This window comes from Thalassobellus citreus (assembly GCF_044385915.1).
GTDB lineage: Bacteria > Bacteroidota > Bacteroidia > Flavobacteriales > Flavobacteriaceae > Thalassobellus > Thalassobellus citreus.
Genome location: NZ_JBISCC010000127.1, coordinates 159,468 through 178,288 on the forward strand (window position 1 = coordinate 159,468; position 18,821 = coordinate 178,288).

Below are 18,821 nucleotides of genomic sequence, written 5' to 3' on the forward strand. Positions count from 1 at the left end.
ATATTTTTACTTAAAGTTATTAGATGGTTGATAATCCTTTTCTTACCATGCTGCCCCATTTCTTTTTCTTATTAAAATAGTAATCATAATTACCTTTAATAGCAGCATATAATACAAAAGGATGAAGTATAAAAGGTTCTAAAGCACTTAATAAAACAAGTTTATATCCTGTGCCTCTTTTTTTGTATTGATGAAAAGTTAGTTCTTCAGAATAAATGGCAATAATGGAAAAACATACTGAAAATAAATATGATAACACTAAAAATGATAAGGCATATTCCCATCTTACTTCTCCTAAGGCAATTAATATGAAAAAATAAATAAGTCCTACTGTTTCAATAATTGGAGCCATACGCTCAAAAATTAACCAATATGGGTAGCTTAATAAGCCAAATGATCCATATTTTCTGTTAAAACCAATTTTTCTATGTTTTTTTAAAGTTTCAATGGTACCCCGTGTCCATCTATTTCGTTGCGATATAAATATTTTATAACTGTCTGGAGCTTCTGTCCAACATAACGGATCTGGGATATATGAAACTCTATATTTTTCATTTCGCTCTTCCATATAGCGACGCATTCTAACAATTATCTCCATGTCTTCACCAACAGTATGGGTGTCGTAGCCTCCAACGGCAATGGCTATTTCTTTATCGAATATACCAAAAGCTCCTGAAATTACTAAGAGCCCATTTAGTCTGCTCCAAGCCATTCTTCCAAGAAGGAATGCTCGTAAATATTCTAAAATTTGAGATTGAACAAGTAGGTTTTTAGGTAAATTAACATCTATTAATTTTCCACCTTTTATAATACAAGAATTTGCTATTCTAATAACACCTCCAGCAGCAATAACTTTTGTTCCTGTTTCATCAAGAAAAGGTTTTATCATTTTTTGAAGCGCATCTTCTAGTAATAAACAATCTACATCTATACAGGCTACATATTTTGTTTTACTAATGTTCAAGCCCATGTTTAGTGCATCTGCTTTTCCGCCATTTTCTTTATCAACCACCATTAACTTTTCAAAAGCAGGGTTTTTAGATTTAAAAACTCCAGCTCTTAGTGGTTTTGTTTTAATTTTATCATTAATTAAATACTCTATTTTTTCTAAATCATAAGCTTCTATTAGTTTTTCTAAGCTGTCATCTTTACTGCCATCATTAACAATAATAACACTGTAATTAACGTAGTGATTAGATAATAATGATCTTACATTTTCTACAACATTAAGACTTTCATTATAAGCAGGGGCAATAATAGTTATTGAAGGCGACATGGTAGAAGATAGTATGTCTTTATAATTAACAAAGCTGTTTTTTTTAAGATATTCTATGGTTTCTTTTCCTGAAATTACTGATAAAATAATATATGATAATATGGCTGCAAATGCATACCCAAAAAAGATGAAATGCAGTAATTTTAAAATTATTTGAACGCTACTTGTATCCATAATTATAATGAGTCTACTAGTTTTAACATTGAAGAATCTTTTTCGTCAATAGGCATTTTGCTTAAACCCATATATTTATCAAGGTTAATTGATTTTAATATTTTGAGAGCTAAAAGCTGTATTTCAAAGTTTTTATGAAATAAGTGTTTTTCTACAAAAGGTTCGTCAGATGGAACGACTAATTTTTCAAGCATACCAAAGAATGAAATTTGTTCTTCTAAGCTTAATTCATTAAAGTTAGCTTTAAGCATTTCTTTTGCTTCAAGACCATATAAATGGGTTAAAGTTTCTATAGCTGAAATTCTAATTTTTTTAGAGGTGTGAGATAGTAATTCTATTAATGTATCTTGAACTTCAAATTGATTATAGATTTGTGCTAATTTTAAAGAGAATAATACGACGCTATCATTTGATGATTTTAACCAAGGTTTTATATCGCAAATTTGTTGATCGTCAAAATTTTGTAAAATTTCTAGTAATTGTATTTGTGCCCATTCCGATAAAGGTGTTGTCATTTTATTTAAAAACGAAAGACCTTCAAATTTATATAGACTTACAAGGTATAATTGCGTTTCTTTTCTAACCTCTTTTTTTGGGTGCGTTATAAATTTTGAAACATTATTATGAACCTCATCAATTTTAAAGCGTGTTAATTCTCCAATACCTTTTGCTATAATATGCCATTTTTTACTTTCTAAACGCTTTAGTGCATCATTTATAAGTCCTGTTTTATAATAAAATGTTTTTATTGAATCAGACATTTCTCCTGAAACTTCATTCATTAAATCATATAGAACATTTATGATTATTTTTCGTTTTGATTTGTTGTTTACTGAAACTTTAATGTTTTCAATAATTGATTCTTGTATTGAATTAATGTTTCCACTATCATCTCCTGAATACAGATATTCAATTAATGATGCTTCATATTCTTTTTTAAACTGTAAATCTTCTAACTCTTTTTTTCTTAAATATGTTCGTACAGATTTTAAATAGATGGAGAGCAACACAATCAATAATAATAAAAAACAGCTAGTGCTCCAAGCAACTTTAATTAGTGTTGGGCTGTCTTTTAAGTAGTTAATATATGTGTCGTATTCTAGCATAGATTTTATCCTAAAAGTCGTTTTACTCGTATCATTAATTCGTTGGGACTAAATGGCTTACCCATAAAATCATTGGCGCCAAGGTTAAAAGCTTTAAGAACCATTTCTTCTTGACCAGCCGCTGAAAAAACTATTATTGGTGAGTCGATGTTTAATTTTATTCTAACATGACTAATAACCTCTAATCCACTTATAAAAGGCATCATGATATCGGTTATAATTAAATCTGGAGTGTGTTCTTCTATTAATTCTATAGCTTCTTTGCCATCTTTTGCTATGAATAAATTATATCCTTCTTTTTCTAATCTGAATTTTAGCAATAAGGAAAGTGTGGTGTTGTCTTCTGCTAAAACAATTTTGTTGCTATTTTCAGTCATTGTATTAAGTTCATTTAGTGTTTAGGGCAAAACAATTATAATGAAACCAAAGTAGAGAGAAATTGATCTTTAGTAATCGAGTGCAATATAAAAATAAATTCGATTAAATGCAAATTAATCAGATAAAATGCGTTTAATTTAAAATAAACTTTATGTTTAGATATAAAAAAAGCGCACTTTATAAGTGCGCTTTTAAATAAAAAATGTTTTACTTAGAATTTATAACTTAAACCAATAGTGTAATAGGTTTGTAATTTGTTATCAACATCTTCAAAAGAAGTTGCTGTTGCAGGAACTTGAGCTAATGCATAATTTAAAGCTTCTTGTTTGTTGCTTCTTAATCCAAAATCAAAACCAATACCAATCATTTTCCATAAGGTATAGCCAAATGAGTTTGTCCATGTAAAGTTTGATAAATCGCTGCTTTTGTAGCTTTGGAATGTAGAGAAGTTTGTTTTAAAATTTATAGCGCCTATTTGTCTTGTGTAATCTGCAACAATTTTGGCTCCTATTGAAGATTCAAAAACAGTATCATTATCGCTAAAAACAAAGTTATAGTTTAAAGGATGAATAACAACTATTAAATTTTGAATAGGCGTCCAAGTTACACCAATACCAACATCTAAATATCCAGGGTCGTTAAAGTTGTCTAGTAACGTTGTTCTGTATTCCATTAATCCAGAAGCTGCTAATGTTTTAGTTATGTTTCTTCCGTATAATGATGAAATATTAAAGACATCAGTTGTAGGGTTGAAGCTATCATCATCAGTAGCATCATCTTTTTTATCCAGTTTTACCCAATTCAAATTAGTGTTTAATGAGTTTCTCCAGAAGAATTTTTCTTCTATTAAATTTGCATAAGCATTTAAAGTAAAGCCTATATTACCAGATACATTATTAGGTGTACCTTGTGAATACCAATTATTAAAATTAGATAAACTCCCTCCAATGGTACCAAAAGCACCTTTTCTCCATCCTGGTAGGGCATCAATTTTTGCTTGTAAAGCATTTGCTTCTGCTTGAGCAGCATCTGCTACAGCTTGTTTTTCTGCTTTTTGAGTTTCTAATTCTTCTTTAGTTTGAGCATTTATTGAAGAAATTCCAATAAATAAGGAAAGTAATAATAGTGCTTTTTTCATTTTATTAATTTGATAATTTTTTTTGTAAATATAGATAGTAAGACACCGCTTTGACGGGTTAAGTCACAGTAAAATTATTTGTTTTTGTAAAGCGGAACAGAAGAGCAAGCCTCACCATACATAATAGACTTAGCAACAGGTTTTAGTTTAGTTGCTAGCATAATATAGGCATTTTGAGGTACTGGTTTTTTTGAGCAGCCTTTTATAATGATGGGTTTATCTTTAAACTCGGTAGTATCAAAATTATTTAGAACATCTTGATAAATAGCTGTTTCTAAAGCCTCGAGGTTGCCAATAATTGTTTTTTTAGAAAACAATTCTAATTGAATACTTATAAGCATATAAGCCCAACCAGGAATTATAGCATCAGAACTACAAGTTAATGCCACATAACAATCTTTGTATTGTGACCAATCAAATTCGGCTACTTGATTTCGAAACTCTTTTTCACGCAAAACAAACCCTTCGTATAACCAATCTTTTATATCGAAAAGAATACGTTTACCTTCAGGATAATAATCTTCAAGGTTTAAAGTTATTAATTTGCTATTCGCTACGCGATTTATAATCTCGTCTGGCATTATGTGTTTTTAAATTTTAAAGAAAATCTTCACGTATTGGAGCAAACCCATCAATAAGTTTAACATTTTCTGTTAAGGTTTGAATACAGTGATTAAGATTAGATTCTACTTTAAAAACATCGCCTTCATTTAAAATATATTCACGGTCTTCAATGAATAATTTAATAGAACCACTTGCAACGTATGAAATTTGCTCATGCGGATGATTATGTGGTGGATCTGGTTGTGCCATAGGACCATTTGTAAACTCAATAACCGTAATCATTAAATCTTTTAAATGAACTACTTTTCTATTTAAAGTAGGGCTTAATGCCACAACATCTTCTTCTTGTTTTATAACTTCTTTTATCATGGTATTTAGTTTTAATTCTAAAGCATTCCTAATTCTAACTTAGCCTCTTCACTCATAAGTTCTTGAGTCCATGGTGGGTCAAAAGTAATTTCAACTTCGGCACTTTTTACAGCGTCTAAAGATTTTACTTTTTCTTCAACCTCTAAAGGTAAAGTTTCTGCAACAGGGCAATTAGGCGTTGTTAAAGTCATTAATATTTTTACATCGTAATCTTCGTTTACAAAAACATCATAAATTAAACCTAATTCGTAGATGTCTACAGGTATTTCTGGGTCGTAAATAGATTTTAAAACATTTACTATTTTTTCACCTAAATCGGCAGTGTCTATTGTGTTGCTCATTTTTTAATGTTTATGCGTTTATTTGTTTAGTCGTTTAGAGGTTTTATAAACAGCTAAACGTTAAACGAATTAACCTTATTTCAATTGTGTTTGGTATGCTATGGCATACATTTTTAATTGCTTCACCATGCTTACTAAGCCATTTGCTCTAGTTGGTGATAAATGTTCTTTTAAACCAATTTGATCAATAAAATCGGTATTAGCGTCTATAATATCTTTTGGATGCTGATTTGAAAACGTACGTATTAAAATAGCAATAATACCTTTGGTGATTATAGCATCACTATCTGCAGTAAATTCTATTTTATCGTTTTTCATTTCGGCATGTACCCATACTTTACTTTGGCAACCTTTTATAATGTTGCTATCGGTTTTATATTGGTCGTCAATTAAAGGTAAATCTTTCCCTAAATCAATCATATATTGGTAACGTTCTTCCCAGTCTTCAAACATTGAGAATTCGTCTATTATTTCGTTTTGAATGTCTTCAATACTCATACTTAAAATTTTATGTAAAAATACAACATCAAACGTTCCTATTCAATGTTTTCTGAAATAGATAGAATTTCTTTAACAAGTGTTTCTATTTCTATAGGCGGATTACCATGATCGAAAGGGGATGATTCATAAGTTACTTCTCCTTTAGTTATTTTTAAATGGGCTAATGGTGCTCCATCAAATTGAAACTTTTTACTTGGGGCTTCAAGAGTTGAAATGGATTCAATATTTAATGTTTTAATAGTTTCTAAAAGGCTATTCCAATAAGCTTCATTGTATTCTTTTATAGTAGGTTTACCGCCTCTTTTTGAGGCTATAGAAATGTTTTTTTTATTTATAATAATGTGTTTAAAAACACCTCTAGAAGAAGCTGTGTATTCAATAATATAACTATTTTTTGTTTGTATTGTATTAAGTGGGCTTTTTGATGCTTCGACTAAGATAACATTATCTTTTTTTAAATTTAGTTGCCCTTTTTTTATTGAAAATATATTGGCATCAGATAATGTCTTTAGTAGGTGTTTCTCTATGTCCATAACATTTTCGCAATACATTCTTGTAGTTATTAATTTGCTAAAAGTTATAGTGTTTGCTTTTGTTGTATAAGTTCCAGAAAAGCGATTACATCCAGCAAATCCAGATACTTTATTTGTGTTTTCCTCAAAAAAGATATTTAATTTTTCAGGGAGGTTTTTGTTAGTCCCAATTAATGAGATTGAATAGGCTCCAGATAGTACTTCAGTTTGTTTTTCTTGAGATGAGTTATTTAGCATGCTTGTTGTTTCTTTTTGGCATTTACAGGATTGAAGCATAAATAAAGCAAGTAGTATTGTTGTAAATTTCATGAATTGAATATTTAAATATAATATACAAAAAAGACGCCAAAGTTGGCGTCTTTTAAATTTTTTATAAGTGTTTTTACACGAATATTATCTTGTACCACTGGCTAAAAGAGCTCGCATTCTATTGCTTTGTCCGTCTGTAAACATATACATACATGCATCATCTGTATAATCCATATAATTCATAGTCATATCAGCTGATTTACAGTTTACTGTAGGGTATGAAGGGCAACCATAGTTTGCTCCGTCAGAAGAAGGTGTATCTGCAACAAAATCATCTTGTCTACATCTTCCATCACCCCAAATATGTCTTAAATTTAAGTAGTGTCCAACTTCATGTGTGGCAGTTCTTCCTAAATTGTATGGAGCCGCCGAACCTCCAGGTAAACTAGAGTGTAATAAAACAACACCATCTGTACTTGGGCTTCCACCTGGGAATTGTGCATATCCTAAAATACCACCACCAATATTACAAACCCAAATGTTTAATACAGAATCTGGATTAATAGGAGGGTATGCAGCTTTTACAGCATTATTTGTTCCCCATTCAGGAGTGTTGTCATTATGTCTATCTGTACCAATTAAAGAAAAACTAATACCTGGATTTGAAACATCATTAATAAAAGTTGTAGCACCAGAAGGCAATTGGCTTGTGTTTTTAGAGCCAAAATCATCATTTAGAACATCTAATTGAGCTTGAATTTGTGTGTTGGTAACATCGCTAGCATTTGGAAGAACAATATGTACGTATACAGGAATATTAATTATTCCTAAACCATCATCAATAGGTAATACGTCTACATCGGATTCTCCGCCGCCACCGCCGCCATTACCACCGCCACCGTTTGTTGGCTTTCCTTTAGCAGTAATAAATTTTCTGGTTTTATATTCTATATCATACATTTTCTTTTCTAAACCAGGATTTTCTTTAAGTTGTCTGTTAAGTACCTCCATGGAATAACATGTTTTGTATGTTTTTTTTGAATTAGCAGATTTAGAACTTAAATCTTCACTAGAATCTGTGAAAACATAAAAATCGCTCATATCAACTGCTTGTTCTTGAACGATTTCACTTTTTTCATCATTACACGCTGTAAATAACAAGGCTACAGCAGCCATACTTAATAATAATTTTTTCATTTGAAATATAAATTTGAATTAGTCAGCGTTGAAGATAATAAATTTTAACAAAAAATTGCGTTTTATGTAAAAATTTATGTTAAATACTTAAAAAAACAGAGGTATTGTTTCTGTTTATCTATATAAAATGAAATTACGAAAGAAATGTTTTAAAAGAATATAACTATAGGATTAAGACAACATCATTTTAGCCTTTTTAATGCCTTCAGTTAAAACATCAATTTCTTCTTTTGTATTATAAAATGAAAACGAAGCTCTTACGGTTCCTGGTATTTTAAAGTAAGCCATAATAGGTTGTGCACAATGGTGTCCTGTTCTAACAGCAATACCTAATTTATCTAGAATGGTACCTACATCGTACGGATGAATACCTTCTAGATTGAATGATATAACCGATGCTTTTTGTTTTGAAGTGCCGTAAATTTTTAAACCTTCTATTTCTAGAAGTTTTTTAGTACCATATTCTAAAAGTTCATGTTCATACTCTGCAATAGTATTAAAACCAATCGTGTTCATATAATCTATTGCGGCTCCAAAGGCAATGCCACCACAAATATTTGGTGTGCCAGCTTCAAATTTATGAGGTAAACCTGCGTAGGTTGTTTTTTCGAAAGTGACTTCGGCAATCATTTCACCGCCGCCTTGATAAGGTGGTAATTTGTTTAACCATGCTTCTTTTCCGTAAAGCATGCCAACTCCTGTTGGTCCACACATTTTATGAGCTGAGGTAACGTAAAAATCGACATCTAATTTTTGAACATCAGGTTTTATATGTGGAGCCGATTGTGCGCCATCAATTAAAACAGCTGCGCCTACTTGGTGTGCTTTTTCTATAATGGTTTCAATAGGGTTTATAGTGCCTAAAGCATTTGATACATGGTTTACAAAAACAAGTTTTGTGTTTTCTGATAGTAATTCATCAAATGTCGACATGATCAATTCACCATCTTGGTTTATGGGAATGACTTTTAAACTGGCTCCTGTGCGTTCGCAAAGCATTTGCCATGGTACAATATTACTATGATGCTCTAAAGCTGAGACTATAATCTCATCTCCTTTTTTTAATAAGGCAGAAAACCCGTTTGCAACTAAGTTTATACTGTGTGTGGTTCCTGATGTTAAAATGATTTCATGTGCATGTTTTGCATTGAAATGCTTTTGAATTTTAATACGTGCTTGTTCGTATAAATCTGTTGCTTCTTGACTTAAGGTATGAACGCCACGATGGATATTTGCGTTGTAGTTTGAATAATAATCTACAATAACATCTATAACTTGTTGTGGTGTTTGTGATGTTGCTGCATTATCGAAATACACTAATGGTTTTCCGTTTACTTTGCGAGAAAGAATGGGAAAATCTTTTCTTATGTCGTTTACCTTGAACATAGCTTTATGTCTAGCCCCGATAGAGGCATTTGTTGGAGCTCCTCGCAGAGAGCGACTGCCGAAAGCGGGATTAGCTTCAAAAAAAATATAATTTAATTCTTTTTATGAGATTCCCTCTTTCGAGGGAATGACAAAATTTTCTATAAATCGAACCCAATATTAACACCTAGTTTTTTTGCGATAATTTTGGTGATACGTTGTTTTATTTCTGGTATTTTAACCGAACTTAATACATTATTACTAAAGGCATACATTAAAAGAGCTTTGGCTTCTTTTTCTGGAATACCACGCGAACGCATGTAAAACATAGCGCTTTCGTCTAACTGACCAATGGTACAACCGTGAGAACATTTTACATCGTCGGCAAAAATTTCTAGTTGTGGTTTGGTGTTTATAGATGCTTTGTCGCTTACTAAAATATTGTTGTTTGATTGAAAGGCGTTTGTTTTTTGCGCTTCTTTTTCTACAACTATTTTACCGTTGAATACACCTGTTGAATTATCGCCAAATATGCCTTTGTAATCTTGATGACTTTCGCAATTTGGTTCGATATGATGTACCATAGTATTGTGGTCTACATGTTGTTTGTTTCCTAAAATGGTTACACCTTTTAATATAGAATCGATACGCTCGCCTTCTTGATAGTAGTTAAGGTTGTTACGTGTTAATTTACCTCCAAATGAAAAAGTGTGTACTGATGCTACGCTTTCTCGTTTTTGTTTGATGAAGGTGTTGTCTATTAAGGATGCGTCGCTATTATCGTTTTGTATTTTATAATAATCTACAATAGCACGTTTGTTTGTGAAAATTTCGGTAACACTATTTGTTAATACCGCATTTTTGGTTAAACTTTGGTGACGTTCTATAATTTGTACATGCGAATTCTCTTCTACAACAATTAAGTTACGTGGTTGTAACATAGTTGCCGCTTCGTTTCCTGTAGAGAAATTTATAATTTGAATAGGCTTATCTACCAATTTGTTTTTTGGTATGTATATGTATGCACCTTCGCTTGCAAATGCTGTGTTTAATGATGTTAAACTATCTGTACTTGCAGCTTTATTGAAATAGTTTTCAATAATTAAACGGTATTTAGGTTTTGTTAAAGCTGAAGACATAAGGCAAACATCCATACCATCGTGCGTAGTACTAGATAAATGTGATGCATATTTTCCATCAACAAACACAACTTTATAGGTGTCTATTTCATGAATAAAATACTTTTGAACATCTCTATATTCAATAACATTTTCTTGCTTAGGAAAAACGCTATAATCTTTTTTTAAAATTTTATTTAAAGATGTGTATTTCCAAGCTTCTTCTTTTTTAGAAGGAAAGCCTTTTTCTTTAAATATTTTTATAGCATCGTTTCTAACATCGTGTACATAGGAGTCTATGTCTACTTGATTGTCAACAATTAAAAAGGATGATAATAATTTTTCTTTTAAATCCATGTTTCAGTCTTCAGTGGTCAGTCTTCAGTAAGCAGTTAAAAGTACTACTAAGTCTGTATAATTTATAACTGTTTTATTATTTAATAGATTAGTAAGAGTAATCAGTTGAGTAAACTACTGTAAACTGAATACTGCTAACTAATTACGCGTCTACTTCTTCTTTAATCCAGTCGTATCCTTTTTCTTCAAGCTCATGTGCCAACTCTTTACCACCAGATTTTACTATACGGCCATTATAAAGTACGTGTACAAAATCTGGAACGATATAGTCTAACAAACGTTGGTAGTGTGTAATTACAATAACAGCGTTGTCTTTGCTTTTAAGTTTATTTACGCCATTTGCTACTATGCGTAGGGCGTCGATGTCTAAGCCAGAATCGGTTTCATCAAGAATAGCTAGTTTTGGTTCTAGCATAGCCATTTGAAAAATTTCGTTACGCTTTTTCTCACCTCCAGAAAAGCCTTCGTTTAAAGAACGTGATAAAAATTTTCTATCAATTTCTAATAATTCTGCTTTTTCACGAATAAGTTTAAGCATGTCTTTAGCAGGCATGTCTTTTAAACCTTTAGCTTTACGAGATTCGTTAATAGCTGTTTTTATAAAGTTTGTAACCGAAACTCCAGGAATTTCTACTGGGTATTGAAAAGATAAAAACACGCCTTTATGTGCACGTTCTTCGGCAGCTAGGTCATTAATATCTTCGTCGTTAAAAAGAATGGTGCCGTCTGTAACTTCGTATTCTTCTTTTCCAGCAATTACAGAAGATAATGTACTTTTTCCAGAACCGTTAGGTCCCATAATAGCGTGTACTTCTCCTGGTTTTACTTCTAAATTAATGCCTCTTAATATGGCTTTATCTTCTATACTGGCCTGTAAATTTGTTATTTTTAACATGCTATTATTTTCCTAATTTAACTACGTTATTATCTTTATTTATTGCTGAAACTTTTATTATTTCAACAACTTCAACTTTTTTATCCCAAAGAATTTTGTCATCTTTTTGTGTTGAAACTTTAGCTTTTATTTCAACCTTAACCATATCGGTTGGTGCTTTTTTGTGTTGCTTTGCTAGTGTTTCTAACTCTTTCATTTTATCTGTAATAAACACACCATATATTTCTGTAGGTGTTTGTAATACAGCGGCATCATCATAAAATACGAATTGACCTTTTAATGTGGTTAATCCGTCATTTTGCTTAGCAGTTTCTTTTAAACTATCAGTTATTTTTTCTGCTTCAGATTTTGTTTCGTTTTTACAACTTAAAATAGCTGTTAGAATTAATAGAGTAAAAAATATTTTTTTCATTCTGTTTTATTGAATTTATCCAACACTTCCTTCTAAACTGATTTCTAATAATTTTTGAGCTTCAACCGCAAATTCCATAGGAAGCTTATTTAAAACTTCTTTACTAAATCCGTTTACAATTAAAGCAATAGCTTTTTCTGTATCGATACCACGTTGGTTGCAATAGAAAATTTGGTCTTCACCAATTTTACTAGTTGTTGCTTCGTGTTCTATTTTTGCCGATTTATTTTTTGCTTCAATGTATGGGAAGGTGTGTGCGCCACATTCGTTACCCATTAATAAACTGTCACATTGTGAAAAGTTACGGGCATTATCTGCTCTTGAATTAATTTGAACTAAACCACGATAGCTGTTTTGTGATTTCCCTGCTGAAATTCCTTTTGAAATAATGGTCGACTTCGTGTTTTTACCTAAATGAATCATTTTTGTACCAGTATCGGCTTGTTGGTAATTGTTTGTTACTGCAATTGAGTAAAACTCACCAACCGAATTATCGCCTTTTAATACACATGAAGGGTATTTCCAAGTAACTGCAGAACCTGTTTCAACTTGTGTCCAAGAAATTTTAGCGTTTTTTTCGCATAAGCCTCTTTTGGTTACAAAGTTGTAAACACCACCTTTTCCTTCAGCGTTTCCAGGGTACCAGTTTTGTACTGTTGAATATTTTATTTCGGCATCATCTAAAGCTATAAGCTCTACAACGGCTGCGTGTAATTGATTTTCATCTCTACTTGGTGCAGTACAACCTTCAAGGTAACTTACATAACTACCTTCATCTGCAATAACTAGGGTTCTTTCAAATTGTCCTGTTCCTGCTTGATTAATTCTAAAATAAGTTGATAATTCCATAGGGCATTTTACACCTTTTGGAATGTAACAGAAAGAACCATCACTAAAAACAGCACTATTTAAGGCTGCATAAAAGTTGTCTTTCGTTGGAACTATAGTTCCTAAATATTTTTTTACAAGTTCTGGATGCTCTTTAATAGCTTCAGAAATACTCATAAAAATAATGCCTTTTTCGCCTAAAGTTTTCTTGAATGTTGTTGCAACAGACACAGAATCTACAACAATATCCATAGCAACATTGTTCATTTTTTTCTGTTCATCAACCGAAATTCCTAATTTCTTGTACATAGCAAGTAAATCGGGATCTACATCGTCTAATGTTTTGTTAGGATCAACTGCTGTTGGAGCAGAATAATAAGCTATTGCTTGAAAATCTGGTTTTTCATAATTAACATTCGCCCATTCTGGTTCGGTCATATCTTTCCAAACCTTAAAGGCTTCTAATCTCCAATCTGTCATCCATTGTGGCTCTTCTTTCTTTTTAGAAATAGCACGCACAATATCTTCATTTAAACCAATAGGAAATGTTTCAGATTCTATATCGGTATAAAAACCGTATTCGTATTCTTTTGTTTTAAGCTCTTCGCGTAAATCGTCTTCTGTATACTTCGACATAATTACTTCTTATTTTTTATAATGAAAACGATTCTCCGCAACCACAAGTGCGGTTTGCGTTAGGGTTATTAAATACGAAACCAGTTCCGTTTAGCCCTCCTGAATATTCTAGTGTAGTTCCTATTAAATATAAAAAGCTTTTTTTGTCAACAATAATTTTTACCCCATTGTCTTCAAATACTTTATCACCTTCGTTATTTTCTTTATCAAACTTTAAATCGTAAGACAATCCAGAACAACCACCACTTTTTACACCAACGCGCACAAAGTCTTCGGTTGGGTTATAGCCGTCATCAGTCATTAATTCAATAACCTTTTTCTTAGCTGTATCAGAAACTTTTATCATAATCTTTAATTAGATTTTGTCTAAATAGACTGCAAATATACAATATAAGTCATGGATTTCCATACAACCTAACATTATATTAGTATATGGTCTAATAGGTTTTTCTTATTAAGAAAGGAATGATGAAATTAAAGGTTCTTGCCTAATTAAAGTATGATTTTTATCATAAAGTATTTTTATGCTTAAGCTGTGATTTTCATGTAGATTAAAGATACTTGTTCTTGCGTTTTTTCTAATATAACAGGAGTTATAGTGCCATCACTTTTAAAGTCAAAATAACTTTTACAACATTTACATATTAGTTTAGGTGTGTTTTCATTAGCATGACTTAAATGAATGTAATTATGACCATAAACTGAGCAAAAAAGATTGGTTTTTTTTGTATTCATAATAAATTCTTTAGGAGGTTAAGTGAGATAAATATATGAAAAAATAGATAAAAAACATATTTTTTAGTCAAAACACATATTTAATGTAGTCTTATTTTGTCTTTTAATTAATTTTACTTTGAAAATCAGTGTTTTATAATGGGGTGAAAAGATCTTTATTTTTGTCTTATAGGTTAAAATTGTGTTTGTGTTGACTTGAAAAATTCTACCTTTTAAAATGTTTTTGAAGCTTTTTAATTTTGAATGCTTGCTAATTAATATAAATAAGCTTCTTATTTTTGCAGTATGATAGAAGATAAAAATCAACAACGTACGCAGCTAAGTGATTTAGGCGAATTTGGACTTATAGATCATTTAACTAAAAATTTTACGATTAAACAGCAGTCAACAATTAAAGGTGTTGGTGATGATGCTGCAGTTTTAGAATTTGATAAAAAGAAAATTGTTGTAACAACCGATTTGCTTATTGAAGGTGTTCATTTTGATTTAAGTTATGTGCCGTTAAAACATTTAGGATACAAAGCTATTGTTGTTAATCTATCAGATGTGTATGCTATGAATGCCAAAGCTACACAGGTTACTGTTTCTATTGCGGTGTCTAATAGGTTTCCGCTTGAAGCCTTAGAAGATTTGTATGCAGGAATTGAAACAGCTGCAAGTATATATAATATTGATGTAGTTGGTGGTGATACAACGTCTTCTACTACGGGCTTGTTAATTTCTGTTACTGCTATTGGAGAAGTAGAACATGATAAGGAGGTTTATAGAAATGGAGCAAAACCAAATGATTTACTGGTTGTAACTGGTGATTTAGGAGCTGCTTATATGGGATTGCAAATACTTGAACGCGAAAAGGAAGTCTATAAAGTAAATCCTAATAATCAACCAGATTTAGAGATGTATTCTTATTTAATGGAGCGTCAATTAAAACCTGAAGCTCGTAAAGATATTATTGAGTTATTGAAAGATTTAGATGTTAAGCCAACATCTATGATAGACATTAGTGACGGTTTGTCTTCTGAAATTATTCATTTATGTAAGCAAAGTAATGTAGGATGTGATTTGTATGAGGCTAAAATTCCGTTAGATCCACAAGTGATTTCTGTATGTGAAGAATTTAATATTGATAGTACTACAGTAGCTTTAAATGGAGGAGAGGATTATGAGTTATTATTTACAATTTCACAAGCCGATTTTCCAAAAATTAAAGCAAATCCAAATTTTACAGTAATTGGTTTTATGAAAGAAGTTAACGCTGGAATTGATTTAGTTACAAGGGCAGATACAAAAATACCTTTAAAGGCTCAGGGGTGGAAAAATATTAATGCTTAAAAACTAATAAGTTACTGTTAATTACAGTTTGTTCTTTAGTTCTAATTTTGCGTTTAAAATGAATACGTTCTAGCACATCGTTTATTTCTTTAAATTTCGGAGTCAATTCTGTTAATTTTCCACTGCCATTTGTAGTAAGTTCTTTTTTGCAGTTTTTGCAGCTGTATTCTTTAACATGATACGTCACATTTCTTGTTACTTGAAAGTCGTGACCGAACATTTTGCACTGAATGTTTTTCATTTACTTTTTTTGCTATTTATTAGTCTTAGTAAGAGTATGTTAAAGTATTAAAAAAGATTGTTAATTTTTAACAGCATGCAAGTAAATCGACGAAGTGGTAGTTTTTCTCTTTAAACGTAACATTCTTTTGGAGTGAATACGCTCAAGTATGTCATTAATTTCTCTAAAATTAGGTGTTAATTCAATTAATTTTCCATTACTATTTGTTGTTAATTGTTTTTTACAATGACAACAAGTGTATTCTTTAACATGATAAGTGACTTTCTTGGTTACTTGATAATCATGTCCAAAAATACCACAATATATTTTCGGAATTAAAGTTGGCTGGTTAGTTTTTTTATTCATGACGAAAACTATTTGTGACTAAATATAAATAAAAGAACTCAAATTGTTGATAAAATACTTATTTTTTCGATGAAATGCATTATTTTTTGTAGGAAATGATATTTATTTTCAATATGGCTCATGTGTCCGTCAGGAAATTCAATAATTCTAACTTGGGTGTCTTTTGTTTGATGTATTAAGTTGTTATAATTTAAAGCAGGGTCTTTTTTGCTAATAATCATCATTTGCTTATAATCATTATTCGATAATAAAGAGGTTCTGTTTTTTCTGATTTTCATGCCTTCTAAGGCTGCAACAATACCTTGTAAAGGTGTTTCTAAGGCTTCTTTTTTTATTTGTTTTATTTCTTCAGAAAAAATGGTTCTGTTTTTTGGTCTAAATAAATTAGATATGGCAAGTTGTATAAATGTTTTGTGATTTTGTTTAACGGCAACAATGGCTCTGTTTCTATTAATTTGTTTTTCTTTAGAGTCTGCTTCTGCTGTAGAATTCATAAGGCATAAGCCTTCTATTTTGTTTGGGTGTTTTTCTGCGAAAGCGAGCGCAACATATCCGCCCATAGAGTGTCCAATAAGAGTTGCTTTATTTATTTTTAAATGAGAAAGAATAGCCTCTACAGCTTCTGCCATAAGTTCCATACTATGAATATAGCCAAGACATCCTGTTTTTCCATGTCCTAATAAATCAATACAAATAATTCTATTCTTTTTTGATAATGCGGGAATAAAAGGAAGCCACATATTACTGTTCTCTAAAAATCCATGAAGTAAAATAACAGGAGAACCTTTGCCTTCATCAGTATAGAATAACTTAATGCCTTTGTATGTTAAAACCATGTTTGTATTATTTTAAGCAAAGATATAATTGTTGCAGTTTCATATTGAGTGTTTATCCTGAAAAATAAATTTATAAACACCCAATTAACGCAAACGTTAGAGTAACAAATATTACATTCTTATTGAAATTTTTGATTCAAATTTGTTTAGAAATTTTAAGCAAAATGAAAAAAATCATAGTTATAGGAGGTTTGTCTGCAGGCCCTTCTGCAGCCGCAAAAGCTAGACGAGAAAATGAGCAGGCTGAAATTGTTTTATTTGAAAAAGGAGCAAATATTAGTTATGCAACTTGTGGCATGCCTTATGCTTTTTCTGGTGTTATTGAAAGTAGAGATAAGTTAATGGTTGTGAAACCAGAATTACTTCAAAACAGATTTAATATAGATGTTCGTTTAAATGAGGAAATTATAAAAATAGACACTAAAAAGAAGTTGGTATTTTCTAGTGTTAATGAGTATGCATATGATACACTAATTTTTGCGACAGGAGCAAGTTCTGTAGTGCCACCAATTGGAAATATAAAATTGGCTAGTAATTGGTCTACCTGTCGTTCTATGATTGATTTTGATAAAATTACTAAGGAAGGATTAACAGAAGAGTCAAAGCATATAACAGTTGTTGGGGCTGGTTTAATTGGAGTTGAAGTAGCTGAAAATTTAAAAGCCGCAGGTAAGAAAGTAACGTTAATTGAAGGTTCTACGCACGTACTAAATATGTGGCAACAAAAATTTGGAAACTTTGCAGCTAACGTTTTAACTTCTGAAGGTATAGAGGTTTTAACTGAAAGTTTGGTTTCTAAATTTGATATTGATAAAGATGGGAGTATTCAATCTGTTATAACTAATGATGGAAAACAAATTTCAACCGATTTTGTGATTTTAAGTGTTGGAATAAAGCCTAATACAGATTTGTTGGTTCAAGAAGGAGCTGAAGTTATTGGCAATGGTGCCTTAAAAGTTAATGAGTTTATGGAGACATCTATTAAAGATGTGTATGCGGCAGGTGATAATGTGTCTATTAAAAATTTACAAACCAATGAGTTTGATTATTTTCCTTTAGGAACACATTCTAATAAAGCAGGTAGAGCAGCAGGAGCAAATGTAGTTGGAAGAACTATTGAATTTAAAGGTGCTTACAAAACTGCCATTATAAAAGTTTTTGATTATACATTGGCAAGAACTGGGATGAATGCAGCAACTTTGACTAAAAAAGGTATACCTTTTAAAACCGTTTTAACGGTGGCAGGATCTACTCCAGGTTATTATCCAGGACAAAAAGATTTAATTACTGAGATATATTATAACCCAGAAACTGAAGCCATTTTAGGAGCGGAATTATTTGGTGAAGTTGGTGTAGATAAACGTGTAGATGTGTTAAGTACTGCCATTTATGCTAAATTAAAAATAACAGATTTATCTCAACTAGATTTGGCTTATGCGCCTCCATTTTCACCTGCAAAAGATCCTATTGTTGTCTCTAGTTTCGTAACTGAGAATATTTTAAATGAAAGAAGTGAGCAAATTTCAGTTGAAGAATTAGAGTCTTTTATGCAAAATAATTCAGAGGAAGATTATTTGTTAATAGACACAAGAACAGTTAAAGAGTATGAAAAAGGAACCATTCCTGACGCAGTTAATTATCCATTAGATCAATTAAGAAAACAGGTTGGTTTTATTAAATCTCAAGATAAAAAAATCATTATTTTTTGTCAAAAAGGTTTAAGAGGGTATTTAGCCGAATTAATTTTAAGAAATAATGGAATAACTAATGTGATGAATGTTGCTGGAGGTTTTAAGATTTGGCAAATGTATAGTGATTATATCGAGATACCAGAATCTAGATTGGTTGAATAATAATTAGGTGTTTTTAATCAATAAAAAGAATAAAATTAGTTG

Annotated in this window: 22 protein-coding genes; 2 read left to right on the forward strand and 20 right to left on the reverse strand. The window is 31.1% G+C overall.

Going from position 1 to position 18,821, the window contains the following annotated elements:
- Positions 1 to 19: 19 nt before the first annotated feature.
- From ACH5TX_RS14275 to ACH5TX_RS14355, 17 genes are all read right to left on the reverse strand, one after another.
- Complete coding sequence (locus ACH5TX_RS14275; protein WP_439340172.1) at positions 20 to 1,450, reverse strand: glycosyltransferase family 2 protein; 1,431 nt, start codon at positions 1,448 to 1,450, stop codon at positions 20 to 22.
- Between the two features lie 2 nt (positions 1,451 to 1,452).
- The gene (locus ACH5TX_RS14280; protein ID WP_439340173.1) at positions 1,453 to 2,556 is read right to left on the reverse strand and encodes a HEAT repeat domain-containing protein; all 1,104 of its coding nucleotides are present in this window, start codon (positions 2,554 to 2,556) and stop codon (positions 1,453 to 1,455) included.
- Between the two features lie 5 nt (positions 2,557 to 2,561).
- Positions 2,562 to 2,933 carry a response regulator transcription factor gene (locus ACH5TX_RS14285; RefSeq protein ID WP_439340174.1) on the reverse strand — a complete coding sequence of 124 codons (372 nt, stop codon included), beginning with the start codon at positions 2,931 to 2,933 and terminating at the stop codon, positions 2,562 to 2,564.
- A gap of 212 nt (positions 2,934 to 3,145) precedes the next feature.
- Positions 3,146 to 4,072 carry a DUF3078 domain-containing protein gene (locus ACH5TX_RS14290; protein WP_439340175.1) on the reverse strand — a complete coding sequence of 309 codons (927 nt, stop codon included), beginning with the start codon at positions 4,070 to 4,072 and terminating at the stop codon, positions 3,146 to 3,148.
- A 74-nt stretch (positions 4,073 to 4,146) separates the two neighbouring features.
- The gene (locus ACH5TX_RS14295) at positions 4,147 to 4,653 is read right to left on the reverse strand and encodes a DUF2480 family protein (RefSeq protein ID WP_439340176.1); all 507 of its coding nucleotides are present in this window, start codon (positions 4,651 to 4,653) and stop codon (positions 4,147 to 4,149) included.
- A 16-nt stretch (positions 4,654 to 4,669) separates the two neighbouring features.
- Entirely contained in the window at positions 4,670 to 5,005 is a 336-nt protein-coding gene (locus ACH5TX_RS14300) for a cupin domain-containing protein (RefSeq protein ID WP_439340177.1), read from the reverse strand.
- 17 nt (positions 5,006 to 5,022) lie between these two features.
- The gene (locus tag ACH5TX_RS14305; RefSeq protein WP_439340178.1) at positions 5,023 to 5,346 is read right to left on the reverse strand and encodes an SUF system Fe-S cluster assembly protein; all 324 of its coding nucleotides are present in this window, start codon (positions 5,344 to 5,346) and stop codon (positions 5,023 to 5,025) included.
- A 75-nt stretch (positions 5,347 to 5,421) separates the two neighbouring features.
- Complete coding sequence (locus tag ACH5TX_RS14310; RefSeq protein ID WP_439340179.1) at positions 5,422 to 5,844, reverse strand: SufE family protein; 423 nt, start codon at positions 5,842 to 5,844, stop codon at positions 5,422 to 5,424.
- A 38-nt stretch (positions 5,845 to 5,882) separates the two neighbouring features.
- Complete coding sequence (locus ACH5TX_RS14315; protein WP_439340180.1) at positions 5,883 to 6,689, reverse strand: META domain-containing protein; 807 nt, start codon at positions 6,687 to 6,689, stop codon at positions 5,883 to 5,885.
- Between the two features lie 84 nt (positions 6,690 to 6,773).
- Complete coding sequence (locus ACH5TX_RS14320; RefSeq protein ID WP_439340181.1) at positions 6,774 to 7,826, reverse strand: zinc metalloprotease; 1,053 nt, start codon at positions 7,824 to 7,826, stop codon at positions 6,774 to 6,776.
- A gap of 171 nt (positions 7,827 to 7,997) precedes the next feature.
- Complete coding sequence (locus ACH5TX_RS14325; RefSeq protein WP_439340182.1) at positions 7,998 to 9,212, reverse strand: aminotransferase class V-fold PLP-dependent enzyme; 1,215 nt, start codon at positions 9,210 to 9,212, stop codon at positions 7,998 to 8,000.
- A 140-nt stretch (positions 9,213 to 9,352) separates the two neighbouring features.
- Entirely contained in the window at positions 9,353 to 10,666 is a 1,314-nt protein-coding gene (gene sufD, locus ACH5TX_RS14330; RefSeq protein WP_439340183.1) for a Fe-S cluster assembly protein SufD, read from the reverse strand.
- 142 nt (positions 10,667 to 10,808) lie between these two features.
- Complete coding sequence (gene sufC, locus ACH5TX_RS14335) at positions 10,809 to 11,561, reverse strand: Fe-S cluster assembly ATPase SufC (RefSeq protein ID WP_439340184.1); 753 nt, start codon at positions 11,559 to 11,561, stop codon at positions 10,809 to 10,811.
- A 4-nt stretch (positions 11,562 to 11,565) separates the two neighbouring features.
- On the reverse strand, positions 11,566 to 11,973 hold the full coding sequence (locus ACH5TX_RS14340; RefSeq protein WP_439340185.1) for a hypothetical protein: 408 nt from the start codon (positions 11,971 to 11,973) through the stop codon (positions 11,566 to 11,568).
- Positions 11,974 to 11,988: 15 nt separating this feature from the next.
- Positions 11,989 to 13,437 carry a Fe-S cluster assembly protein SufB gene (gene sufB / locus ACH5TX_RS14345; RefSeq protein ID WP_439336552.1) on the reverse strand — a complete coding sequence of 483 codons (1,449 nt, stop codon included), beginning with the start codon at positions 13,435 to 13,437 and terminating at the stop codon, positions 11,989 to 11,991.
- A 16-nt stretch (positions 13,438 to 13,453) separates the two neighbouring features.
- Complete coding sequence (locus ACH5TX_RS14350; protein ID WP_439340186.1) at positions 13,454 to 13,783, reverse strand: HesB/IscA family protein; 330 nt, start codon at positions 13,781 to 13,783, stop codon at positions 13,454 to 13,456.
- Positions 13,784 to 13,965: 182 nt separating this feature from the next.
- Positions 13,966 to 14,172 (reverse strand): hypothetical protein, encoded by a 207-nt coding sequence (locus tag ACH5TX_RS14355; RefSeq protein WP_439340187.1) that lies wholly within the window; start codon positions 14,170 to 14,172, stop codon positions 13,966 to 13,968.
- A 285-nt stretch (positions 14,173 to 14,457) separates the two neighbouring features.
- On the opposite strand from ACH5TX_RS14355, the gene thiL reads away from it, so the two are divergent.
- The gene (gene thiL / locus ACH5TX_RS14360) at positions 14,458 to 15,504 is read left to right on the forward strand and encodes a thiamine-phosphate kinase (RefSeq protein WP_439340188.1); all 1,047 of its coding nucleotides are present in this window, start codon (positions 14,458 to 14,460) and stop codon (positions 15,502 to 15,504) included.
- Here thiL and ACH5TX_RS14365 read toward each other — a convergent pair.
- The 3 genes from ACH5TX_RS14365 to ACH5TX_RS14375 form a co-directional block, all read right to left on the reverse strand.
- Positions 15,494 to 15,724 (reverse strand): DUF1660 family phage protein, encoded by a 231-nt coding sequence (locus ACH5TX_RS14365; protein ID WP_439340189.1) that lies wholly within the window; start codon positions 15,722 to 15,724, stop codon positions 15,494 to 15,496. The two genes, thiL and ACH5TX_RS14365, sit on opposite strands and share 11 nt — an antisense overlap.
- 81 nt (positions 15,725 to 15,805) lie before the next feature.
- Positions 15,806 to 16,090, reverse strand: coding sequence for a DUF1660 family phage protein (locus tag ACH5TX_RS14370; protein WP_439340190.1), 285 nt, complete (start codon positions 16,088 to 16,090; stop codon positions 15,806 to 15,808).
- Positions 16,091 to 16,128: 38 nt separating this feature from the next.
- A complete protein-coding gene (locus ACH5TX_RS14375) occupies positions 16,129 to 16,926 on the reverse strand; it encodes an alpha/beta fold hydrolase (RefSeq protein ID WP_439340191.1) in 798 nt (265 codons plus the stop codon).
- A 164-nt stretch (positions 16,927 to 17,090) separates the two neighbouring features.
- Here ACH5TX_RS14375 and ACH5TX_RS14380 point away from each other — a divergent pair, with 164 nt between their 5' ends.
- Positions 17,091 to 18,779, forward strand: a complete 1,689-nt coding sequence (locus tag ACH5TX_RS14380) for an FAD-dependent oxidoreductase (protein ID WP_439340192.1) — start codon at positions 17,091 to 17,093, stop codon at positions 18,777 to 18,779.
- Positions 18,780 to 18,821: the final 42 nt, after the last annotated feature.